The 26,024-nt window shown below is 72.7% G+C and carries 23 protein-coding genes; 15 read left to right on the plus strand and 8 right to left on the minus strand.

Annotation, left to right across the window (positions count from 1 at the left end; genetic code table 11):
• Positions 1-10 precede the first annotated feature (10 nt).
• From ABFT23_RS20210 to ABFT23_RS20220, 3 genes are read left to right on the plus strand one after another with little or no spacing between them, the layout of a single operon-like run.
• On the plus strand, positions 11-1,249 hold the full coding sequence (locus ABFT23_RS20210) for an MFS transporter (protein ID WP_347898484.1): 1,239 nt from the start codon (positions 11-13) through the stop codon (positions 1,247-1,249).
• Positions 1,250-1,277: 28 nt separating this feature from the next.
• On the plus strand, positions 1,278-2,123 hold the full coding sequence (locus ABFT23_RS20215) for a bifunctional methylenetetrahydrofolate dehydrogenase/methenyltetrahydrofolate cyclohydrolase (RefSeq protein ID WP_347898485.1): 846 nt from the start codon (positions 1,278-1,280) through the stop codon (positions 2,121-2,123).
• A gap of 25 nt (positions 2,124-2,148) precedes the next feature.
• Entirely contained in the window at positions 2,149-2,532 is a 384-nt protein-coding gene (locus tag ABFT23_RS20220; RefSeq protein WP_347898486.1) for a DUF3017 domain-containing protein, read from the plus strand.
• Between the two features lie 219 nt (positions 2,533-2,751).
• Here ABFT23_RS20220 and ABFT23_RS20225 read toward each other — a convergent pair whose 3' ends face one another.
• Positions 2,752-3,738 carry a malate dehydrogenase gene (locus ABFT23_RS20225; RefSeq protein ID WP_347898488.1) on the minus strand — a complete coding sequence of 329 codons (987 nt, stop codon included), beginning with the start codon at positions 3,736-3,738 and terminating at the stop codon, positions 2,752-2,754.
• A gap of 77 nt (positions 3,739-3,815) precedes the next feature.
• Here ABFT23_RS20225 and ABFT23_RS20230 point away from each other — a divergent pair, with 77 nt between their 5' ends.
• Entirely contained in the window at positions 3,816-4,403 is a 588-nt protein-coding gene (locus ABFT23_RS20230) for a hypothetical protein (RefSeq protein WP_347898489.1), read from the plus strand.
• Between the two features lie 45 nt (positions 4,404-4,448).
• Here ABFT23_RS20230 and ABFT23_RS20235 read toward each other — a convergent pair whose 3' ends face one another.
• Positions 4,449-5,486 (minus strand): MIP/aquaporin family protein, encoded by a 1,038-nt coding sequence (locus tag ABFT23_RS20235; protein ID WP_347898491.1) that lies wholly within the window; start codon positions 5,484-5,486, stop codon positions 4,449-4,451.
• 205 nt (positions 5,487-5,691) lie between these two features.
• Between ABFT23_RS20235 and ABFT23_RS20240 the strand changes: the two genes are divergently transcribed.
• The 6 genes from ABFT23_RS20240 (at position 5,692) to ABFT23_RS20265 (ending at position 16,117) form a co-directional block, all read left to right on the plus strand.
• Positions 5,692-7,890: an NADP-dependent isocitrate dehydrogenase gene (locus tag ABFT23_RS20240; RefSeq protein ID WP_347898492.1), complete on the plus strand. Its 2,199-nt coding sequence runs from the start codon at positions 5,692-5,694 to the stop codon at positions 7,888-7,890.
• Between the two features lie 152 nt (positions 7,891-8,042).
• Positions 8,043-10,067 carry an MSCRAMM family protein gene (locus ABFT23_RS20245; protein WP_347898494.1) on the plus strand — a complete coding sequence of 675 codons (2,025 nt, stop codon included), beginning with the start codon at positions 8,043-8,045 and terminating at the stop codon, positions 10,065-10,067.
• A 114-nt stretch (positions 10,068-10,181) separates the two neighbouring features.
• The gene (locus tag ABFT23_RS20250) at positions 10,182-13,730 is read left to right on the plus strand and encodes an ABC transporter ATP-binding protein (protein ID WP_347898495.1); all 3,549 of its coding nucleotides are present in this window, start codon (positions 10,182-10,184) and stop codon (positions 13,728-13,730) included.
• 80 nt (positions 13,731-13,810) lie between these two features.
• Complete coding sequence (locus tag ABFT23_RS20255) at positions 13,811-14,269, plus strand: hypothetical protein (protein WP_347898497.1); 459 nt, start codon at positions 13,811-13,813, stop codon at positions 14,267-14,269.
• Positions 14,270-14,326: 57 nt separating this feature from the next.
• Positions 14,327-14,791: an SRPBCC family protein gene (locus tag ABFT23_RS20260; protein ID WP_347898499.1), complete on the plus strand. Its 465-nt coding sequence runs from the start codon at positions 14,327-14,329 to the stop codon at positions 14,789-14,791.
• 102 nt (positions 14,792-14,893) lie between these two features.
• A complete protein-coding gene (locus ABFT23_RS20265; protein ID WP_347898501.1) occupies positions 14,894-16,117 on the plus strand; it encodes an MFS transporter in 1,224 nt (407 codons plus the stop codon).
• Here ABFT23_RS20265 and ABFT23_RS20270 read toward each other — a convergent pair.
• Positions 16,075-17,181: a GNAT family N-acetyltransferase gene (locus tag ABFT23_RS20270; protein ID WP_347898503.1), complete on the minus strand. Its 1,107-nt coding sequence runs from the start codon at positions 17,179-17,181 to the stop codon at positions 16,075-16,077. The two genes, ABFT23_RS20265 and ABFT23_RS20270, sit on opposite strands and share 43 nt — an antisense overlap.
• 74 nt (positions 17,182-17,255) lie before the next feature.
• Entirely contained in the window at positions 17,256-18,017 is a 762-nt protein-coding gene (locus ABFT23_RS20275) for a maleylpyruvate isomerase family mycothiol-dependent enzyme (RefSeq protein ID WP_347898504.1), read from the minus strand.
• Positions 18,018-18,070: 53 nt separating this feature from the next.
• Between ABFT23_RS20275 and trpS the strand changes: the two genes are divergently transcribed.
• The 4 genes from trpS to ABFT23_RS20295 are packed head-to-tail and all read left to right on the plus strand — an operon-like array spanning position 18,071 to position 20,936.
• Positions 18,071-19,132 (plus strand): tryptophan--tRNA ligase, encoded by a 1,062-nt coding sequence (trpS, locus tag ABFT23_RS20280; RefSeq protein ID WP_347898506.1) that lies wholly within the window; start codon positions 18,071-18,073, stop codon positions 19,130-19,132.
• A gap of 9 nt (positions 19,133-19,141) precedes the next feature.
• The gene (locus ABFT23_RS20285) at positions 19,142-19,660 is read left to right on the plus strand and encodes a 2'-5' RNA ligase family protein (protein WP_347898508.1); all 519 of its coding nucleotides are present in this window, start codon (positions 19,142-19,144) and stop codon (positions 19,658-19,660) included.
• Positions 19,661-19,673: 13 nt separating this feature from the next.
• The gene (locus ABFT23_RS20290; protein ID WP_347898510.1) at positions 19,674-20,678 is read left to right on the plus strand and encodes a YihY/virulence factor BrkB family protein; all 1,005 of its coding nucleotides are present in this window, start codon (positions 19,674-19,676) and stop codon (positions 20,676-20,678) included.
• A gap of 6 nt (positions 20,679-20,684) precedes the next feature.
• Positions 20,685-20,936 carry an SCO4848 family membrane protein gene (locus tag ABFT23_RS20295; RefSeq protein WP_347898512.1) on the plus strand — a complete coding sequence of 84 codons (252 nt, stop codon included), beginning with the start codon at positions 20,685-20,687 and terminating at the stop codon, positions 20,934-20,936.
• On the opposite strand, the gene ABFT23_RS20300 is transcribed toward ABFT23_RS20295, so the two are convergent.
• Positions 20,926-21,486: an isochorismatase family protein gene (locus ABFT23_RS20300; protein WP_347898513.1), complete on the minus strand. Its 561-nt coding sequence runs from the start codon at positions 21,484-21,486 to the stop codon at positions 20,926-20,928. The two genes, ABFT23_RS20295 and ABFT23_RS20300, sit on opposite strands and share 11 nt — an antisense overlap.
• A gap of 18 nt (positions 21,487-21,504) precedes the next feature.
• On the opposite strand from ABFT23_RS20300, the gene ABFT23_RS20305 reads away from it, so the two are divergent.
• Positions 21,505-22,512, plus strand: a complete 1,008-nt coding sequence (locus ABFT23_RS20305) for a helix-turn-helix transcriptional regulator (protein ID WP_347898515.1) — start codon at positions 21,505-21,507, stop codon at positions 22,510-22,512.
• Here ABFT23_RS20305 and ABFT23_RS20310 read toward each other — a convergent pair.
• From ABFT23_RS20310 to ABFT23_RS20320, 3 genes are read right to left on the minus strand one after another with little or no spacing between them, the layout of a single operon-like run.
• Positions 22,496-23,239 carry a succinate dehydrogenase/fumarate reductase iron-sulfur subunit gene (locus ABFT23_RS20310; RefSeq protein ID WP_347898517.1) on the minus strand — a complete coding sequence of 248 codons (744 nt, stop codon included), beginning with the start codon at positions 23,237-23,239 and terminating at the stop codon, positions 22,496-22,498. The two genes, ABFT23_RS20305 and ABFT23_RS20310, sit on opposite strands and share 17 nt — an antisense overlap.
• Complete coding sequence (locus ABFT23_RS20315) at positions 23,239-25,263, minus strand: fumarate reductase/succinate dehydrogenase flavoprotein subunit (protein WP_347898519.1); 2,025 nt, start codon at positions 25,261-25,263, stop codon at positions 23,239-23,241. Before ABFT23_RS20315 ends, ABFT23_RS20310 begins: the two co-directional genes overlap by 1 nt.
• Positions 25,264-25,273: 10 nt before the next feature.
• On the minus strand, positions 25,274-25,915 hold the full coding sequence (locus ABFT23_RS20320; protein WP_457623823.1) for a succinate dehydrogenase cytochrome b subunit: 642 nt from the start codon (positions 25,913-25,915) through the stop codon (positions 25,274-25,276).
• Positions 25,916-26,024 lie beyond the last annotated feature (109 nt).

The following is a 26,024-nucleotide window of genomic DNA, read 5'->3' on the forward strand; positions in this document are numbered from 1 at the left end:
TGATCCACCAGTGGCTGTGCTGACCCGGATCCTCCCGCCCACCCGGCTCGAGCGCGACCTGGCGATCCAGTGCGTGCTGTCGGCGTTCGCGACCGGGTCGTTCCTCACCGGGACGGCGGTGTTCTTCACGCAGGTCGTCGGGTTGAGCGGCGCGCAGGTCGGTCTCGGCATGTCGGTGGCGGCGGGGGTGAGCCTGGCGCTGTCGATCCCGCTGGGGCGCCTCGCCGACGTCGTGGGCGCCAAGCCGCTGTGGGTGGTGACGTCGCTGATCGAGGCGGCGCTCTACTTCCTGTGGCCCTTGATCGGCACGTTCGGCACGTTCGTGCTGATGCTCGCCGTGCTCGCCTCGGTCGAGACCGCGGCCCGCAGCGCTCGCGAGGTCTACCGCATCGCGGTGTTCCCGCGCGAGGTCCGGGTGCGGGCGATGGCCTACATGCGTGCAGCCCGCAACGTCGGCTACACGCTCGGCGCGGGTGCCGGCGGCGTCGCGCTGGGCATCGGCTCACGCGAGGCGATCATCGCCGTCCCGCTGCTGACCGGCGGGCTGCTGGTGCTCAACGCGGCGATGATCTCGTTCCTGCCGGCCGTCGACCGGCCGGCCAGGTCGAGCGGACGGACGGAGGAGACCGGGCCGGCCGCACTGCGCAACCCCGGCTTCGTCGTCCTGTCGGCCTGCAACGGCGTGCTCGGCTCCAACCAGGTGCTGCTCAACGTCGTCGTGCCGTTGTGGCTGGTCGAGCGCACCGACGTGCCGCACGTGCTCCTGGCGTGGCTGTTCGGCACCAACACCGTGCTCGCGGTGGCGCTGCAGGTGAAGGCCTCGCGCGGCTCCGAGACCGTGCCGGGTGCGCTGCGCGCCGTCCGGTGGTCGGGGTGGGCGTTCGTGGTCTCGTGCGCCGTCCTGGCGGTCACCCACGAGACGATCGGCTGGGTCTCGATCGTGCTGATCTGGATCGGGCACGTCACGATCACCGGTGCCGAGCTGTGGCAGTCGGCGGCCGGCTGGGGCCTGGTCGCCGAGCTCTCCGACCACCGGCGCCTCGGCGACTACCAGGGCGTGTGGGGCATGGGCCACCAGGTCGAGTCGATCGTGTTCCCAGCGCTGTTCACCTACCTCGCGCTCGAGTGGGGCGCGACCGGCTGGGCCGTCATCGCGGCCATCGCCGTGGCCGCCGCGGTGATCTCGCACCCCGCCGCCCGCGCCGCCGAGCGCCACCTCGACAGGGTGGGGGCGCCCGTCGGCGCCTGAGTCGCGCCAGGCTCTAGACTCGGCCCCTGTGACTGCGCAGCGACTCGACGGATCGGCCACCCTCAAGACCATCAAGGCCGAGCTCACCGAGCGCGTCGCCCGGCTGCGCGAGCGGGGCGTCGTCCCCGGCCTCGGCACCGTGCTCGTCGGCGACGACCCCGGGTCGCACTGGTACGTCGGCGCCAAGCACAAGGACTGCGCCGAGATCGGCATCGAGTCGTTCCGCGTCGACCTGCCCGCCACCGCCACGCAGGCCGAGGTGGAGGCGGAGATCGACCGGCTCAACGACGACCCCGCCGTGACCGGCTTCCTCGTCCAGCAGCCGACCGGCCTCGACGAGTTCCGGCTGCTGTCGCGCGTCGACCCCGACAAGGACGTCGACGGCCTGCACCCGGTCAACCTCGGCAAGCTGGTGCTCGGCGAGACCGGCCCGCTGCCGTGCACGCCGATCGGCTGCATCGAGCTGCTCCGCCGCCACGGCATCGAGCTGAAGGGGGCCGAGGTCGTCGTCGTCGGCCGTGGCCTCACCGTCGGCCGCCCGCTCGGGCTGCTGCTGACCCGCCGCTCCGAGAACGCGACGACGACGCTGTGCCACACCGGCACCCGCGACCTCGCCGCCCACGTGCGCCGGGCCGACGTCGTCGTCGCCGCGGCGGGCGTGCCCGGCCTCATCACCGCCGAGATGGTCAAGCCCGGCGCCGCCCTGCTCGACGTCGGCGTCTCGCGCGTCGACGGCAAGATCGCCGGCGACCTCGCCGACGACGTCTGGGACGTCGCCGGCTGGGTCTCGCCCAACCCCGGCGGTGTCGGACCGATGACGCGCGCGATGCTGCTGTCGAACATCGTCAGCCGTGCCGAGCTCGCGGCCTCCTGAGCCCCGCGAGCGAGTCGACGACCAGGTGACCGACCCCGAACCGATCGACCCGCTCGACCCGGTCCAACCGGGCGAGCCGGTCGACGACCCCCGCGACGCCGACCCCCTGGTCGATGACCCCGACGGCCCGCGGCGCTACCCCTCGACCGTGGGCGGCGCGCTCTACATCGCCGTGCTGCTGACGGCGGTGACGGCCATCGGCATCGTCGCGACAGGCGACTGGCGCGTCGGCGTCCGGGTGCTCGCCGGGGCGCTCGCCGCCGGCGCCACGTTCCGGCTGGTGCTGCCCCGCCGCGACGCCGGCATGCTCGCCGTCCGCGGCCGGTTCTTCGACGCGGTCCTGCTCGCCGGCATCGCGGCGCTGCTGTGGTGGCTGGCCGGCTCGATCCCCGACCAGCCAAGCCCGTAGTCGAGCGCGAGGAACGAGCGCCCGACGTCACGTCACGGGCGCAGGTCGAGCAAGCGCAGCGGCTGAGGAACGAAGCCGCGAAGCGCGTCGAGACCACCGCAGCGACACGACGACGCCACCACGGTCAGCAACGCGCGCGTCGAGACCACCGCAGCGACACGACAACGCCACCACGGTCAGCCGACCGTGGTGGCGTTGGTGAGCGTGTGTCGACCTGCCTCAGATGAGCCCGAGCTCGGTGACCGCGCTGCGCTCGTCGTCGAGCTCGGCGACCGAGGCGTCGATCCGCGAGCGCGAGAAGTCGTCGATGTCGAGGCCCTGGACGATCTCCCAGTCGCCGTCCTTCGTCGTGACCGGGAACGAGGAGACGAGGCCCTCGGGCACGCCGTAGGAGCCGTCGGAGACGACCGCCATCGAGACCCAGTCGTTCGCGGCGGAGCCGTAGAGCCAGTCGCGGGCGGCGTCGACGGTGGCCGAGGCAGCCGAGGCGGCCGACGAGGAGCCGCGCGCCTCGATGATCGCGGCGCCGCGCTTGGCGACGGTGGGGATGAAGGTGTTCTCGAGCCACTCCTGGTCGTTGACCGCCTGCGCGGCGTTCTGGCCGGCGACCTCGGCGTGGAAGAGGTCGGGGTACTGGGTGGCCGAGTGGTTGCCCCAGATCGTCATCTTCGTGATGTCGGTGACCGGGGCACCGGTCTTCGCGGCCAGCTGCGAGATCGCCCGGTTGTGGTCGAGGCGCGTGAGCGCCGAGAAGCGCTCGGCCGGGATGTCGGGGGCGTTCTTGTGCGCGATGAGCGCGTTGGTGTTGGCCGGGTTGCCCGTGACGCCGATGCGGACGTCGTCGGCGGCGACCTTGTTGAGCGCCTTGCCCTGCGCGGTGAAGATCGCGCCGTTGGCCGAGAGCAGGTCGCCACGCTCCATGCCGGGGCCGCGCGGGCGGGCGCCGACGAGCAGGGCGAGGTTGACGCCGTCGAAGATCTTCTCGGCGTCGTCACCGATCTCGATGCCGGCCAGGCCCGGGAACGCGCAGTCGTCGAGCTCCATGACGACGCCCTCGAGGGTCTTGAGGGCCGGGGTGATCTCGAGCAGGCGCAGCTCGATCGGGCGGTCGCCGGTGAGCGACCCGCTCGCGAGGCGGAACAGCAGGCTGTAGCCGATCTGGCCGGCGGCGCCGGTGACGGCTACCTTCAGCGGGGCAGTGCTCACGTAGAACTCCTGGAAGAGGGAGAGGGCTGACTCCTCCCGACGCTAGCAGCGGCGCGACGCTGCGCGACGATGGGTCCGTGAGCCCTGCCTTCCGTGCCCTGCCCGCCCTCGCGGGTCTCGCCGCGGTGCTCGCGGGCTGCTCGACGTTCTCCGACCCGGCGCCGAGCACGGGGATCGACGAGCTCGTCATCCCGGCGCCCGCCCTCGACCCCGACGACTTCGTCGACAGCGTCGACAACCGCTGGTTCGTGCTCGACGACGTGAGCTTCGCCGGGCCCGACGGCGTCGTCGAGCAGACCGTCGACGACGGCCCCGACGTCGCGGGCGTGCCGACGACCGCGGTCACCCTGGGCGACGTCACCGACCTCTACGCCCAGGACGATGCCGGCAACGTGTGGTGGCTCGCCCGCGTGGGGGAGTGGACGGCGGGCGAGGACGGCGCCCTCGCGGGCCTGGCGATGCCGGCCGAGCCGCGCGTGGGCGACGGCTGGCGGCGCGCGCAGGTGCCGGGTGCCGACCTGCGGGCAACGGTCCTCGCGGTCGACGACGACCAGGTCGTGCTCGAGCTGGTCGACGACGACGTCGTGGCCGAGGCGGCCTACGTCGACGGCACCGGCCTGGAAGACCTCGAGACCGCCACCGGCGAGCTGCTGCTCGCGCGGTGACGGTCTCGATGATCGAGGCGGCCGTCGTGGCCGCTGCGGATCAGGTCAGCTGCCGTCCTGGGGCCGCACCTGGGTCTGCTCGCCGCCGCCCTGCGAAGGCCAGCCCTGAGGGGGCTGCTGCTGGGCGGGGATCCACTGCTGGGCCTGCGGGTCCCACTGCCAGCCGTCCTGGATGATCGGCTGCTCGGCCTGCGGCGTCGGCTGTGCGGCACCGGGGGCGGCGTAGCCACCCTGCTGGGGCTGCTGGTAGCCGCCGGGCTGGCCCCACTGCTGCTGGTCGTAGCCGCCCTGCGGGTAGCCGCCCTGGGCGGGCGAGCTGCTGCCGAAGTTGAGCCCGGAGCCCGGGACCGGGGCGCGGTCGGCGCCGAACAGCGCGGGGTAGAGGAACCCGGCGGCCGCACCGCCGATGACGGTGACGATGCCGATGACGAGGCCCTGCCACAGCGGCTCGCCGCCGGAGACCAGGCCCAGACCGAACGACTGGGCCAGGTTGACGCTGCCGCCGGTGGCCGAGGCGGTGGTGGCCACCGCGACGACCGCGGCGAAGCCGACGCCGATCGGGGCGAAGGACCGCTGCTCGTTGCGCTCGTCGGTCAGGCCGAGGAACAGCAGCACGAACAGGACGCTCACGACGAGGGTGACCAGGAGGCCGGCCCACAGGGCGTAGGACTCACCGCCCGGCAGGTCGCTGAGCGAGTCGCCGAGGGCGTTGCCGCCGAGGTTGGAGTCCCAGAACTCGAAGCCCTCGAAGCCGAAGGCGTAGATCACGGCGAGGAGGCCAGCCACGATGCCGCCGGCGAGCTGCGCGCCGATCATCGGCAGCGCGTCGCCCCACGACGTGCGGCCCCCGAGGGCGGAGCCGACGGTGACCGCCGGGTTGAAGTGGCCGCCCGACCACCGACCCAGGGCGAACATCGCCGCGAGGGTGGCGACGCCCGTGGAGAACGCGTCGATGCCGAACCCGGCGCTCCCGCCGACGGCGGCCACGACGATGACGAGCGTGCCGAGGGCCTCGGCGGAGAGTCGTTGGGCGAGGGTGGGAGGACTGGCGGGTGCCTGGGCGTCGGCGTCGGTGGAGGACATAAGCGCGGACCTTCCCCTTCGAGGGATTCTGAAACGTCGGGAGGGTGCACTGTAGTGAAGTCATCGACCACCCCGGGGGGTGTGGGCCGGGCTGGTCGGCAGCCCACTCGGGTGCCAGGCTGCCGCTGGACGTCGAGGTCAGGTATCTTGACGTCAAGAAACCCTGACCGTCACCGTCGTCATCGCAGGAGCTGACCACCACCCCATGGCCGAGACCTCGAAGATCATCTACACCCACACCGACGAGGCGCCGCTGCTGGCGACGTACTCCTTCCTGCCGATCATCGCCGCCTACGCCGCCAAGGCCGGCGTCGACGTCGAGACGCGCGACATCTCCGTCGCCGCCCGCATCCTCGCCCAGTTCGGCCTCGCCGACGACGCGCTCGCCGAGCTCGGCGAGCTGGCCACGAAGCCCGAGGCCAACATCATCAAGCTGCCCAACATCTCCGCCTCCGTGCCGCAGCTCAAGGCCGCGATCAAGGAGCTGCAGGAGCAGGGCTTCGACCTGCCCGACTACCCCGAGTCACCGTCGACCGACGAGGAGCGGGAGATCGCGGCCAAGTACGACAAGGTCAAGGGCTCCGCGGTCAACCCCGTGCTGCGCGAGGGCAACTCCGACCGCCGCGCGCCGCTGTCGGTGAAGAACTACGCCAAGAAGTACCCGCACCGCATGGGCGCCTGGAGCGCCGACTCCAAGACCAACGTCGCCACGATGGGCGAGCACGACTTCCGGAGCAACGAGAAGTCGGTCGTCATCCCCGCCGCCGACACGCTGAGCATCAAGCACGTCGCCGCCGACGGCACCGAGACCGTCCTCAAGGACGACGTCGCCGTGCTCGAGGGCGAGGTCGTCGACGCCACGTTCATGGACGTCGCCGCGCTGCGTCGCTTCCTGACCGAGCAGATCGCCCGCGCCAAGGCCGAGGACATCCTGTTCTCGGTGCACCTCAAGGCCACGATGATGAAGGTCTCCGACCCGATCATCTTCGGCCACGTCGTGCAGGCCTTCTTCCCCACGTTGTTCGAGCAGTACGGCGAGGTGCTCGCCGCCGCCGGCATCAGCCCCAACGACGGCCTCGGGGCGCTGCTCTCCGGCGTCGAGTCGCTGCCCGAGGGCGAGGCCATCAAGGCCGCCGTCGCGCAGGGCCTGGCCGACGGCCCCGCCATGGCGATGGTCGACGACCGCGCCGGCATCACCAACCTGCACGTGCCGAGCGACGTCATCATCGACGCCTCGATGCCGGCCATGATCCGCACCTCGGGCCACATGTGGGACCCGAACGGCCAGGAGGCCGACTGCCTGGCCGTCATCCCCGACTCCTCCTACGCCGGCGTCTACCAGACCGTCATCGACGACTGCCGCGCCAACGGTGCCTACGACCCCGCCACGATGGGCTCGGTGCCCAACGTCGGGCTCATGGCCAAGGCGGCCGAGGAGTACGGCTCGCACAACAAGACCTTCGAGGCGCCGTCCGCCGGCACCATGCAGGTCGTCAACAGCGCCGGCGAGGTGCTCATCTCGCACGACGTGCAGCCGGGCGACATCTGGCGCGCGTGCCAGACCAAGGACGCCCCGATCCGTGACTGGGTCAAGCTCGCCGTCACCCGTGCCCGGGCGTCCGAGACGCCGGCGGTGTTCTGGCTCGACGAGACCCGCGCCCACGACGCCAACCTCATCGGCCTGGTGCGCGAGTACCTGAAGGACCACGACACCGACGGCCTGACCATCGAGATCATGGCTCCGGCCGAGGCGTGCGCCTACTCGATCGAGCGCATCCGCCGCGGCGAGGACACCATCTCGGTCACCGGCAACGTGCTGCGCGACTACAACACCGACCTGTTCCCGATCCTCGAGCTCGGCACGTCGGCCAAGATGCTCTCGATCGTGCCGCTCATGAACGGCGGCGGCCTGTTCGAGACCGGCGCCGGTGGTTCGGCCCCGAAGCACGTGCAGCAGCTCGTCAAGGAGAACTACCTGCGCTGGGACAGCCTCGGTGAGTTCTTCGCCCTGGCCGCCTCGTTCGAGCACCTCGCCGGCTACGCCGGCAACCAGGGCGCGCAGGTGCTCGCCGACACCCTCGACAAGGCCACCGGCACCTTCCTCGAGAACGACAAGTCGCCCACCCGCAAGATCGGTGGCATCGACAACCGCGGCTCGCACTTCTACCTCGGCCTCTACTGGGCCCAGGAGCTCGCCGCCCAGACCGACGACGCCGACCTCGCCGCCGCCTTCAAGCCCCTCGCCGAGAAGCTCACCGCCGAGGAGGACACGATCGTCGCCGAGCTCAACGGCGTGCAGGGCAGCCCGGCCGACATCGGCGGCTACTACCGCCCCGACGACGCGAAGGCCGACACCGTGATGCGCCCGTCGGCCACGCTCAACGAGGCGCTCGCCGCGCTCTGACGAGACCGCCCGGGCCTCGGCCCTACAGGACCCGACCGCCCCCGCTCCGGCTCACACCGGGGCGGGGGCGGTGTCGTCACCCCGGGGCACGGGGGACCCTGTCGGGTACGGTGTCCGCGGACGTGGGGGCCACCTCGATCTCGGGAGCACAGATGACGCCACGCGTCAGGACCCTTGCCGCCCTCGCCGCGCCGGCGCTCGCACTCGTCGTCCTCACGGCGGGGGCCGCACACGCGCTCACCGACCGGTGGTCCGACTGGGATCCCCTCACCGGCCGGTCGAACGACTACGCGACCACGCTGCGACAGGCCGCGGTGGGCTTCCCGGCCGTGGCCGTGGCCAGTGACTCGCGCGGTGCCGTGCAGATCGCCTCCGGCGCCTCGACCTTCCTCGGCCCCGGCACGCCGCCGGGCGCCAAGTACGGCTCCAGCGCCGGCCGGCCCTACCTGGTGCTGCGCCCGCGGGCCGACAACGCCGGCGCGCCGTCGCGCACCACCTACACCTTCGAGCACCCCAGCCCGCAGACCGGGTGGGCGTTCGTGCTCGGCGACGTCGACGCCGACCAGGTCCAGGTCGAGGCCACGGGCGTCGACGGCACGCCCGTCCCGGCGGCGACGATCGACTCCTGGTTCCGCGGCACGTTCAACCACGCCGGCGGCGCCGACGTGCCCCGCTGGCAGCCCGCGACCGCCACCCTCGTCGGCAACGCGGCAGCCCTCGACACCGACGGCGCCTCCGGCTGGTTCGAACCCACCCAGCGCCTGACCAGCCTGACCCTCGTCTTCACCCGGCGCGCCGGGTTCCCGGTCTACCAGACCTGGTTCGTCAGTCGGGCCCGGCCGGTCACGGGCACGGTGACCGACGTCTCCGCCGGCGGCTGCGCACCGACCGCGGCCACCGTCGACCTCGTCGCACCGTGGGGCGAGACCATCGCGACCGCCACGCCCGACGCCACGGGCCGCTACAGCCTCGGCGAGGTCGCCACCCAGGACGGCTACGTCGTGCGGGTCTCGGTGCCGCCGTCCTGCGCCGTGGTCGGCCCCGCCGAGCGACCGGTCGACACCCGCTTCGACGACGGCGACCCCCGCTCGGTGGCCGACTTCTCCGTGCGCGCCGTCGTCCCGCAGCCCGTCAGCGGCACCGTGCGCGACGGCGCCGGGCAGCCGGTGGCCGGGGTCGAGGTGAGCATCGCCGGACCCGGCGGGACGGTCTCGACCACCACCGGTCCCGACGGCACCTACCTCGTCGACGGCAACGCGGTGGGCACCGGCTACGCCGTGAGCATCTCCGTGCCCGACGGCTACCGGCCCGGGCCCGCGGGCACCGAGATCGCGGGCATCGAGGTCGACGACGTTCCGGTGACCGGCCAGGACTTCGTCGTCCTGCAGCTCGCCGCCGTGAGCGGCACCGTCACCGGCGGCGGCGGGGGGCTCGGCGGCGTGCGCGTCACCCTCACCCCGGCCGGCGGCGGCACCCCGTTGGCGGTGGTCACCCGCGGTGACGGCACCTACGACCTCACCGGCCTCGCCGCCGGCGACTACACCCTCGCCGTCGATCCGCCCGACGGCTACACCGGGGCCACCTCGCGCCCCGTCACGATCTCCGACGCCGACCTCGTTGACCAGGACTTCGCGCTGGGCCGCCCCGGTGCCCTCGCGGGCACCGTGAGCGACGACGACGGCCCGGTGGCCGGCGTGGTCGTGGAGGTCGACGGTCCCGGCGGCCCGGTCCGGCTGACCACCGACGAGGCGGGTGGCTACTACCTCGGCGACCTCGGGGCAGGCTCCTACACCGTGACCGTCGAGGCTCCGCCCGGAACGCGGGTCGACGGCGCCGGCGACCTCGACGCGTCCGTGACGTCGGCCGGCGAGGTGGTCGGCGGGCTCGACTTCGCCCTGGTCGACGACGCCTCGAGCCCGCCCCCCACCGACGAGCCCACCGACGAGCCCACCGACAAGCCCACCGGAGCCACCGAGGAGCCCACGGGCGGGACCGACGACGCGTCCGGCCCAGGCACCGACGCGGGCGGTGGGGCCTCCGAAGACCCCGCCACGGGCACGGCGCTGCCCTCCACCGGCGGCCCGTCGTCACTCTGGCTGCTGCTCGCCGGTGCCGCCCTGGCCGGCGGCACCGGGTTGATCGTGCACTCCCGGCGCCTCGGACGCGCCCGCCGCTGACGCCGACGCCGCTCGGTCTCGTCCGGGCGGTTCGACCGGCCGCGGGGCGACCCGCTGGCCCGGGCCGAAACCCGGGTGAGGAGTGTCGGTGGGTCGGCGTAGCGTCGTCCCGCGATGACCGAGACCACGACCGCCGAGCGGCCCACCACGCCACCCGCCGACCCGGCGGGCTCCGCGGTCGACCCGGTGCGCACCGTCGACTGGCGGCGGCTGCGGCGTCCGGCGGTGGCCTGGGCCATGCTCGCCGCCTTCCTCGGCGCGCTCGGGGCGACGCTGGGCACCGTGCTGGCCGGCCGGCTGGCCGACGGGCCGACGCAGAGGCTGGTGTGGCTGCTGGCGCTGTGCGTCGTCGGCGGTGCCGTGCTCGACACCGTCGGGCGCACCGTGTGGGCCGGGGTCGTCGACCGCGCCGAGGGGCGCCTGCGCGGCGACCTCCTGGCCGCGGCCCTGCACCAGCCGCTCGCGGCCCTGCACGAGCAGGCGGTCGGCGAGGTGCTCGACCGCGTCGACGACGACACCCACGAGGTCGGAGCCCTGCTGCGCCGTCAGGTCTGGGACGCGCTCGGCACGCTCTTCGCGGCGGTGCCGATGTGGGTCGTGGCCGGGCTCACGTGGTGGCCGGCGTGGTTGTTGTTCCCGCTGTTCGGCTTCGCCGCCTACCGGGTGATGAAGCCGTTCCTGCCGCGGGTCAAGGAGCTCACGGTGCAGGAGGAGATGGCCTGGACCGACCACGCCGCGGCAATGGAGGAGGGCATCAGCGGTCGCGACGACCTGCGCACCAGCCTCGGTCAGGCGCACGTCGTCCGGCGGGTCGCGGCGCTGTCGGGCGTCGTCCACCGGCGCTTCCACGCACTGCTGCGGGTGCAGACCACGATCACGCTCCGCACCGGGCTGCTCCTGCACGCGCTGCTCACCGGCATCGCCCTCGCCGGCGTCGCGCTCACGCTCGACGCCGAGCTGAGCGTCGGCGGGCTCGTCACCCTGTTCCTGGTCACCAGCACCTTCGTCGGTCAGGTCGACCGTATGGCGCGGCACCTGCCCGACCTGCAGGCCGGGCTCGGCGCCGTCATCCGGCTGCGCCAGCTGCTCGCCACCGAGCCCGAGCCGCGCGGCGGCCGGCCGGTGCCCGACGGGGCGCTCGACGTCGAGCTGCGCGACCTCCACTTCGCCTACGACGAGGGCACGTTCGCGCTCAGCGGCATCGACCTGCGGGTGCCGGCCGGTCAGACCATCGCCCTGGTCGGTCGCACCGGCTCGGGCAAGTCGACGCTCGCCGCGCTCGTCTCGCGCGCCGTCGACCCGCCGCCCGGCTCGTTGCTGCTCGGCGGCGTCGACGTCCTCGACCTCGACCTGCAGCGGTTGCGGGCCACCGTCGGCGTGTTCACCCAGCGCACCGAGATCCTCACCGGCACGCTGGCCGACAACATCGCGCTGTTCACCGACGTCCCACGGGCCCGCATCGCGGCCGCCGTCGACGAGCTCGGCCTCGGAGCCTGGGTCGCCGGGCTCGACGCCGGGCTCGACACCTTGCTCGGGCCGGGCGGCACCACCTTGTCGGCGGGGGAGGAGCAGCTGGTCGCGTTCGCGCGGCTGCTCGTGCGCGACGTGCAGGTCGTCGTCCTCGACGAGGCCACCGCCCGGATGGACCCCCTCACCGAGGCGCTCGTCGTCCGGGCCTCCGACCGGCTGCTGCGCGGCCGCACCGGTCTCCTGGTCGCCCACCGTCTCTCCACGACGGCCCGCGCCGAGCTGGTCGCGGTGCTCGAGGCCGGGCGGGTCGTGCAGGCCGGCGCACGCGACGAGCTGGCCATGCGCCCGGGGCCGTTCCGTCGCTTGCTCGAGGCGAGCCACGGCGACGACCTCGAGCACACCGGTCCCGCCGGTCCCGACCTGAGCGAGCACGACCTCGCGGCGTCGGTCGGCGGTGCGCGGCGCAGCGGGCCGCCGCCCGACCTGGGCGACGTCGGCACCGGGCCCAGCCTGGCCCGCGGCATGGTCAGCGCCCTGCTCGTCCGACCGTGGTGGGGTGCCTTCGCCGCCTCGCTCTTCCTGCTGCAGGCCCTGCTCGGGGCCTTCGGGGCGCTCACCGGCTGGGTGTGGGGCACGCTCGTGCAAGACCTGCAGCAGGGCGCCCCCGACCGCACCACCACGTGGCTGCTCGGCGGCGTCCTGGCGCTGGCGATCCTCGCGGCCCCGGTCGTGATCACCGAGGCCATCCGGCGCTACCCGCGCTGGTGGGTCGAGGTCATGCTGCGGGTGCGCATGTCGATGCTCGTCGGCCAGACCGAGCAGCACCGGCTCGCCCGCACCCCGCCGGGCGAGGTCGTGGCCCGCTCGATGGACGCCGACCGCTACGCCCGCTACGCCGACCGCTGGGTCGACTTCGTCAACGGTCTCGCCATCGTGGTGGTCACCACGATCGTCGGTGGCAGCCTGCTCGCCGGCGGCGTCCTGCTGGCCGTGATGGTCGGCTCGGCCGCGGCGTCGTCGCTCGGACGCCCCATCGCCGGCCGCTCGGCCGCCGAGTCCTCCGACGCCCGCGCGCGCTTCGGACGCTCCCTGGTCTCGGCGCTCGACTCCGCGCGCACGGTCAAGCTCGCCGCGGCCACGCCGGCCGTGCACGCCCACCTGCGATGCGTCGACCACGGCCGCGTCGAGGCCGCCGTGTTCGAGCACCGCGTGCAGGCCGTCCTCGACGGTGTCCCCGTCGTGATGGTGCAAGCCGGCGTCGTCGCCGCCTGGGCCACCTACTTCCTCGGCGGCTGGGACCTCGCCACCGCGATCCTGGTCTCCGGTGCGGTCAACGGCTTCGACTGGTTCGGTCGCGTCGCCGGCTCCGTCGTCACCGAGGCTCCGGGCACGCGAGCCTGGCAGCAGGCCTCGAGCCGGTTGGCCGGCGGCGTCGACCTGGTCGCCCAGCGCCCCGGCGTCGACCTCGTGGCCGGCACGGCCCCCGCGCCGACGGCGCCGCCGCGCACGCCGTTGACCGAGCTGTCGCTGCGCGACGTCGCCGCCGTGCACGACGACGGCACCCGCGGCGTCGTCGGGGTCGACCTCGACCTACGAGCCGGCGAGCTGGTGCTGCTGCTCGGACAGGTCGGCTCGGGCAAGTCCAGCCTGCTCGCCGCGCTGGCCGGGCTGGTCGAGCACACCGGGTCGATCCGGTGGAACGGTGCCGAGATCGCCGACGCCCAGACGTTCCTCCGTCCGGCGCAGGTCGCCCACGTGGCGCAGGTGCCGCGGGTGCTCTCGGGCACCTTCGCCGACAACGTCAGCCTCGGTCACGAGCGCGACCTCGACCGGGCTTTCGCCGCCGCCCGGCTGGAGCGCGACCTCGCCGACGCCGGCGGTGCCGACGCCGTCGTCGGGCACCGTGGCGTCCGGCTGTCGGGCGGGCAGGTGCAGCGCCTCGCGCTCGCGCGCGCCCTCGCCGCTGACACCGAGCTGCTGCTGGCCGACGACGTCTCCAGCGCCCTCGACGCCGCCACCGAGGTCGAGCTCTGGGCCGCGCTCCGCGAGCGCGGCGCCGCCGTCGTGGGCGCCACCTCCAAGCGGGCCGCGCTCGAGCAGGCCGACCGGGTCGTCGTCCTCGTCGACGGCGAGGTCGCCGCCGTCGGGCCGTGGTCCGAGCTCGCCGCCGGGTGGGGTCACCTCGCGGGCTGAGGGGGCGTCGACCGAAGGTCGGGACCCGACCAGCGCAACGTATGACGCGCCGGCTGGTCGCACCCGGCACACTTTTCGGCATGGCCCGCACCACGTCCCGCAACCACGCCCTCGCCGTCCGGCTCGCCGCCGTCGCCGGTGCGCTCGCGCTCACCGCCACCGCCTGCTCCGAGGCCGAGCAGGCCCGTGACGACGCCAAGCAGCAGGTGAGCGACGCCGCCAGCAACGCCGCCTGCTCGGTCGGCAACGCCGCGATCGACCGGGCCGCCCAGGAGGCACGCCGGGCGGTGGACCGGATCCGCGACGACCCCCAGGGTGCCGAGTCCGACCTGGAGAACATCCGCGACGCGCTCGGCGCCGCCGAGAGCGCCGTCGACGGCGACGTGAAGGCGAAGGTCGGGGAGGCCGAGGACGCCGTCGAGAAGATGCTCGGCCAGGCCCGCGACGCCGCCGAGGGCGCCAACGTCGACACCAGTGCCGTCGACGACGCCAAGGACGAGCTCGACCGGGCCGTCGCCGACATCAAGGACGTCTGCTGAGAGGCCGGCACCCCGTCGGGTGTGAACGGCGCACCGCGACACGAGCACAGTGGAGGCATGGCAGATGAGAAGAGGATCGAGGTCACCCGCACCATCGACGCGCCGACCACGACGGTGTTCGACGTGCTCTCCAACCCGCAGCGACACGCCGAGCTCGACGGCTCGGGCTTCGTGATCAGCGACGACCGCTCCGACCGGATCACCGGCACCGGGCAGACGTTCCGGATGAACATGTCGGGCGACCACATGGGCGGCGACTACCAGACCGACAACGTCGTCACCGGCTACGACGAGAACCACCTGCTCGCCTGGCAGACGGCGCCCGCGGGCGTCGAGCCGCCCGGCTGGGAGTGGGTGTGGCAGCTCGACGCCGAGGGCCCCGACGCCACCCGCGTCACGCTCGTCTACGACTGGAGCAACGTCACGGACCCCGACATCCTGTCCAAGGTCTCGTTCCCGCTGGTGCCCCAGCAAGCACTGGAGGACTCCCTCGGCAACCTCGCCGAGGCCGTCTCGGGCTGACGTCCGGGTGAGGTCGCGGAGCGCCCGGGATCACACCGACCAGGAATAGGCCGAGGCTCGCGTCCGGTTGGAGACTGGGTTCGCCCCCGACCGGAAGCAGCGATGACCACCACCGCCGACCGCAGCGTCACCACGCCGCCCCGCGTGACCCGCTACGCCCTCGCGATCTTTGCCCTCGCGACGGGCGGGTTCGCCATCGGCACGACCGAGTTCGTGACGATGGGCCTGATCCGCGAGATCGCGGCCGGTGTCGACGCCTCCATCCCGAGCACGGGCCACGTGATCTCGGCCTACGCCGTCGGCGTCGTGGTCGGCGCTCCGTTGATCGCCTACGTCGGTGCCCGCTGGCCGCGACGGGCGCTGCTGGTCGGGCTGATGGCCGTCTTCGCGCTGTTCAACGCGCTCAGTGCGCTCTCCACGAGCTTCGGGTGGCTGGTTGCGGCCCGCTTCCTCGACGGTCTCCCGCACGGCGCCTACTTCGGCATCGCCTCGCTGGTGGCGGCGAGCCTGGCGCCCGAGGGGCGCAAGGGTCGCGCGGTCGCCTCGGTCATGCTCGGGCTCTCGGTGGCCAACGTCATCGGCGTCCCGGCGGCCACATGGCTCGGCCAGCACCTCGGCTGGCGCTCGGCGTACTGGGCGGTGGCCCTGCTCTCCCTGGTCACGGTCGTGCTCGTGCTGGCCTTCGTGCCGTCGGTCCCCGGCAACGCCGAGGCCACCGGACGACGCGAGCTGGCCGCCTTCGCCAAGCCGCAGGTCTGGCTCACCCTGCTCGTCGGCGCGATCGGCTTCGGCGGCATGTTCGCGGTGTTCTCCTACATCGCGCCCACGGTCACCGAGGTCGGCGGCCTCGGCGACGGCGCCGTGCCGGTGTTCCTGCTGGTCTTCGGCCTCGGCATGGTCGCCGGCACCGCGGTGGCCGGCGAGCTGGCCGATCGCTCGATCTTCCACGCCCTCGTCCTCGGCAGCGCCGGGATGGGCGTCGCGCTGGTGCTCTTCTGGCTGCTCGCCCCGACCGGCTGGGGCCTGCTGCCGGTCGCCTTCGCGATCACCGCGCTCGGCTCGGTGCTCGTCGTCAACCTCCAGCTGCGGCTCATGGACGTCGCCGGCGACGCCCAGACGCTCGGCGCCGCGATGAACCACGCCAGCCTCAACATCGCCAACGCCCTCGGCGCCTGGCTCGGCGGCCTGGTCATCGCCGCCGGCCACGGCTACCGCGCCCCCGCCCTCGTCGGGCTGGCGCTCTCGCTGGCCGGCCTCGTCGTCGTGCTCGTCTCGGCCGCGCTTCAGCGGCGCGACGACCGCCACTCCTCGACCAGCACGTCGTAGACCGCCGCGTCGGCGCGGCCGGTGCGGGTCGTCGTCCCGAGCCGGACGACGCCCGCGTCGCGGAACCCGGCGGCCTCGAGCACGTGGCGCGACGCCGTGTTGTCGACCGCGGTGTGGGCCAGCACCCGGCGCACGCCGAGCTCGTCGAAGGCGTACGACGTCGCCAGTCGAGCGGCCGTCGTCATGACCCCGCGACCGCGGGCGTCGGGGTGGGTCCAGTAGCCGATCTCGCACGCGTGGGCGGAGACGTCGAACACCTCGAACGAGGCGACCAGCCGGTCGTCGTCGCGGGCCGTGACCGCCCAGGCCGTGCCGCTGCCGCTGGCCTGGTCGCCGGTGATGCGCTCGAGGAACGCCCGGGCCTCCCCGGGCCCGTAGGGCGAGGGGGTGCGCCCGAGCCAGCGCCGGGTGCGCTCGTCGGAGCAGGCCTCGACGATGCGCGGCACGTCGTCGTCGCGCAGGGCACGCAGACGCACCTCGTGATCGGGCTCCTCGCCGGTCAGCTCCGGCGCCGACAGCCAGCGCCCGGACGGCGTCCGCTCGTCGCCGGCGAGGAGCGTGCCGACCCAGGCGTCGACGAGGCGTCCGCGGGAGAACTGCGAGCCGCGCAGCACGCCGTCGAGGTGGAACCCGAGCCGCCAGGCGAGCTTGCGCGAGGCCCAGTTGCCGACGTCGGCGCGCCAGACGACGGTCTCGATGCCCTGCGTGGCGAAGCCCCACTCGAGCAGCAGCCGCAGGCCGGCCTCCATGAGGCCGCGCCCGCGCGCCGCCGGGTGGGCGCCGTAGGCGATCTCGGCGCGACCGTGCCGTTCGTCGCGCAGCGCGACGTTGCCGACGTAGCCGTCGGGGCCCTCGACGGCCAGGATCCACTGCGACCCGTCGGCCCAGGCGCCGGGCGCGATCTCGTGCACGAACTCGATCGCGTCGCCCAGACCGAAGGGCACCGGCACCTGGGTCCAGCGGATCGACTGCGGGTCGAGGCACTGCTCGAGCACCCCGGCGACGTCCTGGTCGCCGAGCGCACGCAGGGTGACGATGCCGTCGGTCAGGACTGGTGGCTCCATGCGGCGACCCTGTCACCCCGGCGACGCTCGCCGCACCCCGGTATCGGGGGTCGGGGAGGACGGGTCGGGGGAGGTCAGGTGACGACCATGCCGCGCCACAGCTCGGTGGCGGCCGGGTCGACGGCGTCGAGCTCGTCGGTGCGGTGCCACAGCCACAGGTAGAGCTGGACGGCGGTGCCCTCGACGACCAGGTCGCCGTCGCCGCCGTCGTGTCGTGCCACCACCGGCGGTTGGTCGGTGACCTGCACCGTGTAGGCGACATCGGCGTCGGTGGGGCGGACGACGAGCGTGACCGGGGTGGGCGAGCGCAACGGCGAGCGCGAGCGCGGCACGAAGCCGAGCAGCAGCTCGTCGACGCCGTCGAGGGCGACGTCGTGGCCGATCCAGGTCTCCTCGGCCCGGGGGAGGCGCCCGAGGGCCGCGGCCAGCACGTCGACGGCGTGGACGGTCGTCTCGTGGCACTGCCGGCGCGCCCAGAACAGCCGCGGCGTGGGGGCGTCGTGCAGGAACGTCGGGGCCGGGGCGTCGTCGGGTGCCTCGACGAGCCGCTTGACCAGCGCGATGGCGCCGTCGCGCAGCCACTCGACCGGGTCGTCGCTGCTGCGGCCGGCCTTCTCGATCGGCGTCCACTCGAGGTCGAGGCCGTCGAACGAGCCGGTCGCCCAGCGGTGGACGGCGCCCTGGTGGCCGATCAGGCGGCGCACGGTCCAGTCGGGGCACGGCGGCACGGGGACGTCGAGCCCGGCGCGCGCCGCATCGCGGGCGAGGTGCTGCATCGCCTCGTGGATCGCGGCGAGGTACTGCGGGAAGGTCAGCTGGGCGGGCACGGGACCCATGGTGGCGCATCCTGCCCGAGCCGCCGGGGAGGGCATCGGCAACAATGGCGCCCATGTCTGCGACGACCGAGCCCGAGGTCAGCGTGCCGTCCATGGCCTCCGGCGGGGCGCGCCCGCGCGTGCTCTCCGGCATCCAGCCGACCGCCGACTCGTTCCACCTCGGCAACTACCTCGGTGCCCTGCGCCAGTGGGTCGACCTGCAGCGCGACCACCAGCCGTTCTACATGGTGGTCGACCAGCACGCGATCACCGTCGAGCAGGACCCGAAGGTGCTGCGCGAGCGCACGTTGCGTGCGGCCGCGCAGCTGCTGGCGATGGGCATCGACCCGGCCCGCTCCGCCGTGTTCGTGCAGAGCCACGTGCCGGCCCACGCCCAGCTCTCCTGGGTGCTGCAGTGCCTCACCGGCTTCGGCGAGGCGCGCCGGATGACCCAGTTCAAGGACAAGTCGGCCAAGGGGGGCGAGGGGGCGGCGTCCGTCGGTCTCTTCACCTACCCGATCCTGCAGGCGGCCGACATCCTGCTCTACCGGCCGCACTACGTGCCGGTGGGGGAGGACCAGCGCCAGCACCTCGAGCTGACCCGCGACCTCGCCCAGCGGTTCAACCACCGCTACAAGAAGACGTTCCGGCTGCCGGAGCCCTACATCCTCAAGGCGACCGCGAAGATCGCCGACCTCCAGGACCCGACCTCGAAGATGTCGAAGTCGGCGTCGTCGCCGGCCGGCATCATCGAGATGCTCGACCAGCCGTCGGTGAGCGCGAAGAAGATCCGCTCCGCCGTCACCGACTCCGAGACCGAGATCCGCTTCGACCCCGAGGCCAAGCCGGGCGTGAGCAACCTGCTCACCATCTTCTCCGCGCTCACCGGCACCGGCGTCGCCGACCTCGAGCAGCAGTACGCCGGCCAGCAGTACGGCGTCCTCAAGGGCGACCTCGCCGACGCCGTCGTGTCGTTCGTGACGCCGTTCCGCGACAAGACCCTCGAGCTGCTCGACGACCAGGCCCACCTCACCGACGTCCTGCGCCAGGGGGCCGACCAGGCCCGTGAGGTGGCCGAGGCGACGCTGCGCGACGTCTACCAGCGGGTGGGCTTCGTCGCCCCGACCACTCGATAGGGTCGGAGAATGCCGACGATCGGAGTGGCCGTCGCGATCCCGGAGCCCTGGGCCACGCAGCTCCAGGACTACCGCACCGCGGTCGGCGACACGATGGCGCTCACCATCCCGACGCACATCACGCTCGTGCCGCCCACCGACGTCGACGACGACCTCGGGGTGATCGAGAAGCACCTCGAGGCCGCGGCCGACCGGGTCGGCCCGTTCGAGGTGCACCTGCGCGGCACCGGCACCTTCCGGCCCGTCTCGCCGGTGGTGTTCGTGAGCCTGGTCGAGGGCATCTCGCAGTGCGAGCAGCTGGCCGACGTCGTGCGCCGCGGGCCGCTCGACGTGCCGCTCGACTTCCCGTACCACCCGCACGTGACCGTGGCCCACCACCTCACCGACGACCGCCTCGACCAGGCCTTCACCGAGCTCGCCGACTTCGAGTGCCGCTTCACCGTGGCCAACTTCCACCTCTACGTGCACGACGCCGACCTCGGGTGGCGTGCCTCCTGCGACTTCGCACTGCAGGCCGCCACCACCTAGGACGGACGTGCTCATGGCATCGCTCAAGGAACGACTCGCCGAGGCCCGCGCGGAGCGCCCCGCGCTCGACCGCGTGCTGCTGATGAACGAGCACTACGGCAAGGTCAGGGGCGGGCAGCAGGCCGGCGCGGTCACCTACTTCGCCTTCTTGTCGTTCTTCCCCATCCTCGCGCTCGCCTTCTTCGCCGCGGGCCTCATCTCGAGCGTCTACCCCGACGCCGAGGACAACGTCACCACCGCCATCGACTCGGTGCTGCCCGGCATCATCGGCAACGGCGACGGGCAGATCTCGCTCAGCGACGTGCAGTCGTTCTCCGGCCTCGCCGGCGTCATCGGTGTGCTCGGCGTGCTCTACGCCGGTCTCGGGTGGGTCTCGGCGCTGCGCGACGCACTGGTCACCGCCTTCGAGACCCCACCCCGCGAGCAGCCCTCCTTCGTCAAGGGCAAGCTGCGTGACCTGTCGGCCCTGCTGGTGGTCGGGTTCGTCCTGGTGGTCGCGGTCGCCGTGGCCGGGTTCGTCTCCGGGTTCTCCGCCGACGTCCTCGACCTCGTGGGCCTGGGCTCCGAGCTGTCGTGGCTGGTCAAGCTCCTCGCGATCCTGCTCGGCCTAGCGGCCAACGCCGTGCTGTTCTTCGCGTTGTTCAAGCTGCTCGCCGAGCCGGAGGTCCCGCAGCGCTCGCTGTGGCAGGGCGCGGTGCTGGGGGCCGTCGGCTTCGAGATCCTCAAGCAGCTCTCCGGCGTGCTGCTCGGCTCGACCAAGGGCCAGCCGGCCTTCCAGGCCTTCGGCATCGCGTTGATCCTGCTGGTCTGGATCAACTACTTCTCCCGGCTGGTGCTCTACGCCGCCTCGTTCGCGTTCATGTCGCCCGAGGCCATCGCGGAGCGCCAGGCCCGGCCGTCCGACCCCGTGCAGGGTCCGGCCACCCCCGACCTGTCGCAGCTCACCGCCCTCGCCGAGGAGCAACGGGCCCGAGAACGACCGAGCGGGCTGCGTCGCCTGTTCTCCCGGAAGGACTGATCCACCATGAGGTTCGAGCGCAAGCACGCCGTCCTGCTGGTCGGCGTGGCGGTGTGGAACGTCGTCACGTTCGGCAACTTCGCCAAGAACCTGGTCGAGGCCGCGCAGGACGGCGAGCAGCGACCCACCGGCTACTGGGTGGCCCACACGGTGCTGATCGTCGTCAACGTCGCCATCGCCGTCGTGCTCGGCCGGCTCGGGTGGCAGGCCTGGAAGGCGACCAGGGACGCGCCCGTCGACGAGCCCGTCACCAGGTGACGTCGGCCGCCGGCACCACCTCGGTGGTCACGCCGGGGTACTCGGTGTCGGCGACCGTGAAGTTGGTGTAGGCGACCATCTCGCGGGCACCGACGGGCACGGTCGTGCCGTCGGGCAGCGGGAGCGGCCACGGGCCCTCGTCGGTGGTGTGCCCGTCGGCGACCAGGACGACGTCGTAGCCTTCGATCTGCGAGCGGACGGCGGTGCTGCGGATGCAGGCGTCGGTGGCGGCGCCGCACAGCACGAGCCGGGTGGCGCCGAGCCCGTCGAGGTGGGCCTTGAGCCCGGTGTCGACGAACGCGTCGAGGTACTGCTTGCCGATCACGGTGTCGCCGTCACCCGGGCGCACCTCCTCGAGGATCTGCCATGGGTCGGACCCGGGCACGAACGGACCGGCCTCGTGCTGGATCCACACGACGGGCACGTCGTCGGCCCGGGCGCGGTCGATGAGGCCGCGCACCCGGCCGACGACGCCGTCGCGATCCCAGGCCTCGGCGGTGTTGCCCTGCTGGACGTCGATGACGACGAGTGCGGTCTGCTGGTTGCTCATGCGTCCTACGCTACGACCATGAGCGGACAGTTCCCGACCGGATGGGCGCTCGATAGACCGAGCCCGGCCGGCCGGGTGCTCGCGCTGCTCGAGCGGGTGCAGGAGCGCCCCGGACTGCGGGCCGACCAGCTGGCCGCCGAGCTCGGCGTCGGCGAGCGCACGGTGCGGCGCTACGTGACGACGCTGCAGGAGCTCGGCATCCCGGTCGCCGCGCGCCGGGGCCGCGTCGGCGGCTACCACCTCGAGGCCGGCTTCCGGATGCCGCCGCTGATGCTCTCGACCGACGAGGCCGTCGCGCTCACGCTCACCCTCTCGGTCCTCCGCCTGGCCGACGGGCCCACCGGGGCCGCCCTCGGCAAGCTGCGCCGGGCGCTGCCCCGCGAGGTCGCCGAGCGCGTCGACGACGTCCTCGACGCCGTCGCGTCGCCGTCGCGGGCCGACCGGCTGGCGAGCGGCGCGGCGCCCGATCCCGGCCTGCTGGCCGTGCTCGCGGCCGGGGTGGTGGGGGAGCGCATGTGCCGGTTGCGGCACGGCACGGGCTCGGCCACGGTGCGCGACGTCAACCCCTACGGCCTCGCCGTCGTGCGCGGGCACCTGTACCTGCACGGCTGGTGCCACCTGCGCCGCGCCCGGCGCACCTTCCGGCTCGACCGGATCTTCGAGGTCGAGCTGCTCGACGCGACCTTCCGGGCGCCGTCCGGTCTCGACGTCGCGCAGGTGGTGGAGACCTCGCTCGCGACGAGCTGGCAGGAATGGTCCGTGAGCGTCGTGATCGGGGCGCCGGTGGCCGACGTCGAGGCCGCGATCCCGCGCTACGTCGGCGTCGCCGAGGAGGTCGCGCCCGACGAGACCCGGGTGCGGTTGACCACCCGCAACCTCGACGCCACGGTCCTCCGGCTCTCGGACCATCCGTGGCCGATGCGGGTGGAGGAGCCGGCCGAGCTCCGAGACGCGTTCGCCCGCCGCGCGGCCTGGATGGCCGACGCGGCGGGCGAGGGTGCGACCGGGCTCAGTGACCGTTCTTGAGCGCGGTGCGGTAGTCCTTATTGAGCTGCGAGATCACGTCGAGCGGGATCTCCTTCGGGCAGGCGCTCGCGCACTCGCCGATGTTGGTGCAGCCGCCGAAGCCCTCGTGGTCGTGCTGGGCGACCATCGCGGTGACGCGCGACCACCGCTCGGGCTGGCCCTGCGGCAGCTCACCGAGGTGGGTGATCTTGGCACCGAGGAACAGCGAGGCCGAGCCGTTGGGGCACGCCGCGACGCACGCGCCGCACCCGATGCAGGTGGCCACGTTGAAGGCACGCATGGCCTTGTCGCGCGGAGCCGGCACCGAGTTGGCCTCGGGGGCCGAGCCGGTGTTGGCGGAGATGAAGCCGCCGGACTGGATGATCCGGTCGAACGGCGAGCGGTCGACGACGAGGTCCTTGAGCACCGGGAACGGGTCGGCCCGCCACGGCTCGATCGTGATCGTGTCGCCGTCGCGGAACGAGCGCATGTGCAGCTGGCAGGTCGTGGTGACCTCGGGGCCGTGCGCCTGGCCGTCGATCATCAGGTCGCACGAGCCGCAGATGCCCTCACGGCAGTCGGAGTCGAACGCGACCGGCTCCTCGCCCTTCTGGTTCAGCTGCTCGTTGAGGACGTCGAGCATCTCGAGGAAGCTCATGTCCTCCGAGACGCCGTCGAGCTCGTAGGTGTGCATGGCTCCGGCCTCGGCCGGACCGGCCTGGCGCCAGATCTTGAGCGTCATCTTCATTACTTGTAGCTCCGCTGCTTCATCTCGATGGCGGTGTAGATCAGGTCTTCCTTGTGCAGCACCGGCTGGCCCTCGTCGCCGCCCCACTCCCACGCCGCGACGTAGGAGAACTCCTCGTCGTGGCGCAGCGCCTCGCCGTCGTCGGTCTGCGACTCGGCCCGGAAGTGACCGCCGCACGACTCGCGACGGTTGAGCGCGTCGATGCACATCAGCTCGCCGAGCTCGATGAAGTCGGCGACCCGACCGGCCCGCTCGAGAGACTGGTTGAGGGTGTCGCCGGTGCCGAGCAGCTTGAGGTCGGACCAGAACGCGGCCTTGAGCTCGCGGATCATGTCGATGGCCTTGCGCAGGCCGTCCTCGGAGCGCTCCATGCCGCAGTACTCCCACATGATGTGGCCGAGCTCGCGGTGGAAGCTGTCGGCCGAGCGGGTGCCGCCGATGGAGAGCAGTCGCTGCACCCGCTGCTCGACCGACTCGCGCGCCGCGACGACCTCGGGGTGCGACTCGTCGATGGCCGGGAACGGCCCGTCGGCCAGGAACTCACGGATGGTGTTGGGCAGCACGAAGTAGCCGTCGGCCAGGCCCTGCATCAGGGCCGAGGCGCCGAGACGGTTGGCGCCGTGGTCGGAGAAGTTGGCCTCGCCCGTGACGAACAGGCCGGGCACGTTCGACTGCAGGTGGTAGTCGACCCACAGCCCGCCCATGACGTAGTGCACGGCCGGGTAGATGCGCATCGGGACCTCGTAGGGGTTCTCGCCCGTGATGCGCTCGTACATGTCGAAGAGGTTGTCGTACTTCTCCTCGACGCCGGCCTTGCCGTACCGCTTGATCGCATCGGCGAAGTCGAGGTAGACGCCGCGCCGGAAGTCGCCGACCATCGGGCCGACGCCGCGGCCCTCGTCGCACATGTTCTTGGCCTGGCGGGACGCGATGTCGCGCGGCACCAGGTTGCCGAAGGAGGGGTAGATCCGCTCGAGGTAGTAGTCGCGGTCCTCCTCGGGGATGTCGCGGGGGTCCTTGTCGCAGTCCTCGGCCTTCTTCGGCACCCAGATGCGACCGTCGTTGCGCAGCGACTCCGACATCAGCGTGAGCTTCGACTGGTGCTCGCCCGAGACCGGGATGCAGGTGGGGTGGATCTGCGTGTAGCAGGGGTTGGCCATGTAGGCGCCCTTGCGGTGCGCACGCCACGCGGCGGTCACGTTGGAGTTCATGGCGTTGGTGGAGAGGAAGAAGACGTTGCCGTAGCCGCCCGAGGCCAGGACGACGGCGTCGGCCAGGTGAGTCTCGATCGCGCCCGAGACCAGGTCGCGGGCGATGATGCCGCGGGCCTTGCCGTCGACCATGACCAGCTCGAGCATCTCGTGGCGCGTGAACTGCTCGACGGTGCCGGCCGCCACCTGGCGCTCCATCGCCTGGTAGGCGCCGATCAGCAGCTGCTGGCCGGTCTGGCCGCGGGCGTAGAACGTGCGCGAGACCTGGACGCCGCCGAACGAGCGGTTGTCGAGCAGGCCGCCGTAGTCGCGGGCGAAGGGCACGCCCTGCGCGACGCACTGGTCGATGATGTTGGCCGAGACCTCGGCGAGGCGGTAGACGTTCGACTCGCGCGAGCGGTAGTCGCCGCCCTTGACGGTGTCGTAGAAGAGACGGAACGTCGAGTCGCCGTCCTCCTTGTAGTTCTTGGCCGCGTTGATGCCGCCCTGGGCCGCGATCGAGTGCGCGCGGCGCGGGGAGTCCTGGTAGCAGAACGACTTGACGTTGTAGCCGGCCTCGCCGAGCGTGGCGGCGGCCGCGCCGCCGGCCAGGCCGGTGCCGACGATGATCACCGTCAGCTTGCGGCGGTTGGCCGGGTTGACGAGGCGGTTCTCGAAGCGGCGCGTCGTCCAGCGGTCGGCGATCGGACCGTCGGGGGCGACCGGGTCGACGAGCGGCTCACCGAGCGTGTAGTAGCCGTGGGCGTCGTCGGAGGTCTGGGTCGACGGGCCGTTGAGCGGCGAGGTCCCGTCGTGGAGGGTGGAGCCGGCCATGGGGCTCTCCTTACTTCTCGATGATGCCGAGCAGGACGGACAGGGGCACCAGCGAGAAGCCGCCGGCGATCACGACCGCGAGGATCCAGCCTGCGGCCTTGGCCCGCGCGCGGGCGGCCGGGGTGCTGGTGAGGCCGAGCGTCTGCAGCGAGCTCCAGGTGCCGTGGTGCAGGTGCATCGCGAGAGCGGCCATCGCGACCAGGTAGATGATCGTCATCCACCACAGGTCGAACGTCTCGACCATGAGCTGGTAGGGGTTGTGGCTGCCGGTCTCGCCGTTGCTCGGGTTGATCTTGACGATCGTGAAGTTGAGCAGGTGCCAGACCAGGAAGACCAGGATCGTCGCGCCGCCCCAGCGCATCGTGCGCGAGGAGAGCGAGGAGTTGCGGTTCTTCTTGACCGTGTAGGCGGTCGAGCGCGCCTTGCCGGCCCGGCGGGTGAGCGCGACGGCGCTGGCGACGTGGACGACGAGCGCCGCGATCAGCCCGACCCGGATGATCCACAGCAGCCCCGAGTAGGGGAGCAGCGGCTCGCCCAGCTCGCGCAGGTGCTCGGCGTAGCCGTTGAACGACTCCTCGCCCGAGAACGCCTTGAGGTTGCCGTACATGTGCCCGAGGACGAACGCGATGAAGAGCAGGCCGCTCACGGCCATCGTCAGCTTCAGGGCGATCGTCGACCGCGTCGACCGCGATCCTCTGACCAGTGCTGGTCCCGTAGTCGTTGCCACGACAGATCACTCTACGACCGGTACCGGGTCCCAT

The organism is Nocardioides secundeburneus (assembly GCF_039939255.1).
Classification (GTDB): Bacteria; Actinomycetota; Actinomycetes; order Propionibacteriales; family Nocardioidaceae; genus Nocardioides.

Coding starts and splice junctions, on each gene's coding strand:
- ABFT23_RS20235 (WP_347898491.1), bottom strand. CDS start 5,486: ATGTCCTCCACCGACGCCGACGCCCAGGCACCCGCCAGTCCTCCCACC.
- ABFT23_RS20240 (WP_347898492.1), top strand. CDS start 5,692: ATGGCCGAGACCTCGAAGATCATCTACACCCACACCGACGAGGCGCCG.
- ABFT23_RS20245 (WP_347898494.1), top strand. CDS start 8,043: ATGACGCCACGCGTCAGGACCCTTGCCGCCCTCGCCGCGCCGGCGCTC.
- ABFT23_RS20250 (WP_347898495.1), top strand. CDS start 10,182: ATGACCGAGACCACGACCGCCGAGCGGCCCACCACGCCACCCGCCGAC.
- ABFT23_RS20255 (WP_347898497.1), top strand. CDS start 13,811: ATGGCCCGCACCACGTCCCGCAACCACGCCCTCGCCGTCCGGCTCGCC.
- ABFT23_RS20260 (WP_347898499.1), top strand. CDS start 14,327: ATGGCAGATGAGAAGAGGATCGAGGTCACCCGCACCATCGACGCGCCG.
- ABFT23_RS20265 (WP_347898501.1), top strand. CDS start 14,894: ATGACCACCACCGCCGACCGCAGCGTCACCACGCCGCCCCGCGTGACC.
- ABFT23_RS20270 (WP_347898503.1), bottom strand. CDS start 17,181: ATGGAGCCACCAGTCCTGACCGACGGCATCGTCACCCTGCGTGCGCTC.
- ABFT23_RS20275 (WP_347898504.1), bottom strand. CDS start 18,017: ATGGGTCCCGTGCCCGCCCAGCTGACCTTCCCGCAGTACCTCGCCGCG.
- trpS (WP_347898506.1), top strand. CDS start 18,071: ATGTCTGCGACGACCGAGCCCGAGGTCAGCGTGCCGTCCATGGCCTCC.
- ABFT23_RS20285 (WP_347898508.1), top strand. CDS start 19,142: ATGCCGACGATCGGAGTGGCCGTCGCGATCCCGGAGCCCTGGGCCACG.
- ABFT23_RS20290 (WP_347898510.1), top strand. CDS start 19,674: ATGGCATCGCTCAAGGAACGACTCGCCGAGGCCCGCGCGGAGCGCCCC.
- ABFT23_RS20295 (WP_347898512.1), top strand. CDS start 20,685: ATGAGGTTCGAGCGCAAGCACGCCGTCCTGCTGGTCGGCGTGGCGGTG.
- ABFT23_RS20300 (WP_347898513.1), bottom strand. CDS start 21,486: ATGAGCAACCAGCAGACCGCACTCGTCGTCATCGACGTCCAGCAGGGC.
- ABFT23_RS20305 (WP_347898515.1), top strand. CDS start 21,505: ATGAGCGGACAGTTCCCGACCGGATGGGCGCTCGATAGACCGAGCCCG.
- ABFT23_RS20310 (WP_347898517.1), bottom strand. CDS start 23,239: ATGAAGATGACGCTCAAGATCTGGCGCCAGGCCGGTCCGGCCGAGGCC.
- ABFT23_RS20315 (WP_347898519.1), bottom strand. CDS start 25,263: ATGGCCGGCTCCACCCTCCACGACGGGACCTCGCCGCTCAACGGCCCG.
- ABFT23_RS20320 (WP_457623823.1), bottom strand. CDS start 25,915: ATGGCCGTGAGCGGCCTGCTCTTCATCGCGTTCGTCCTCGGGCACATG.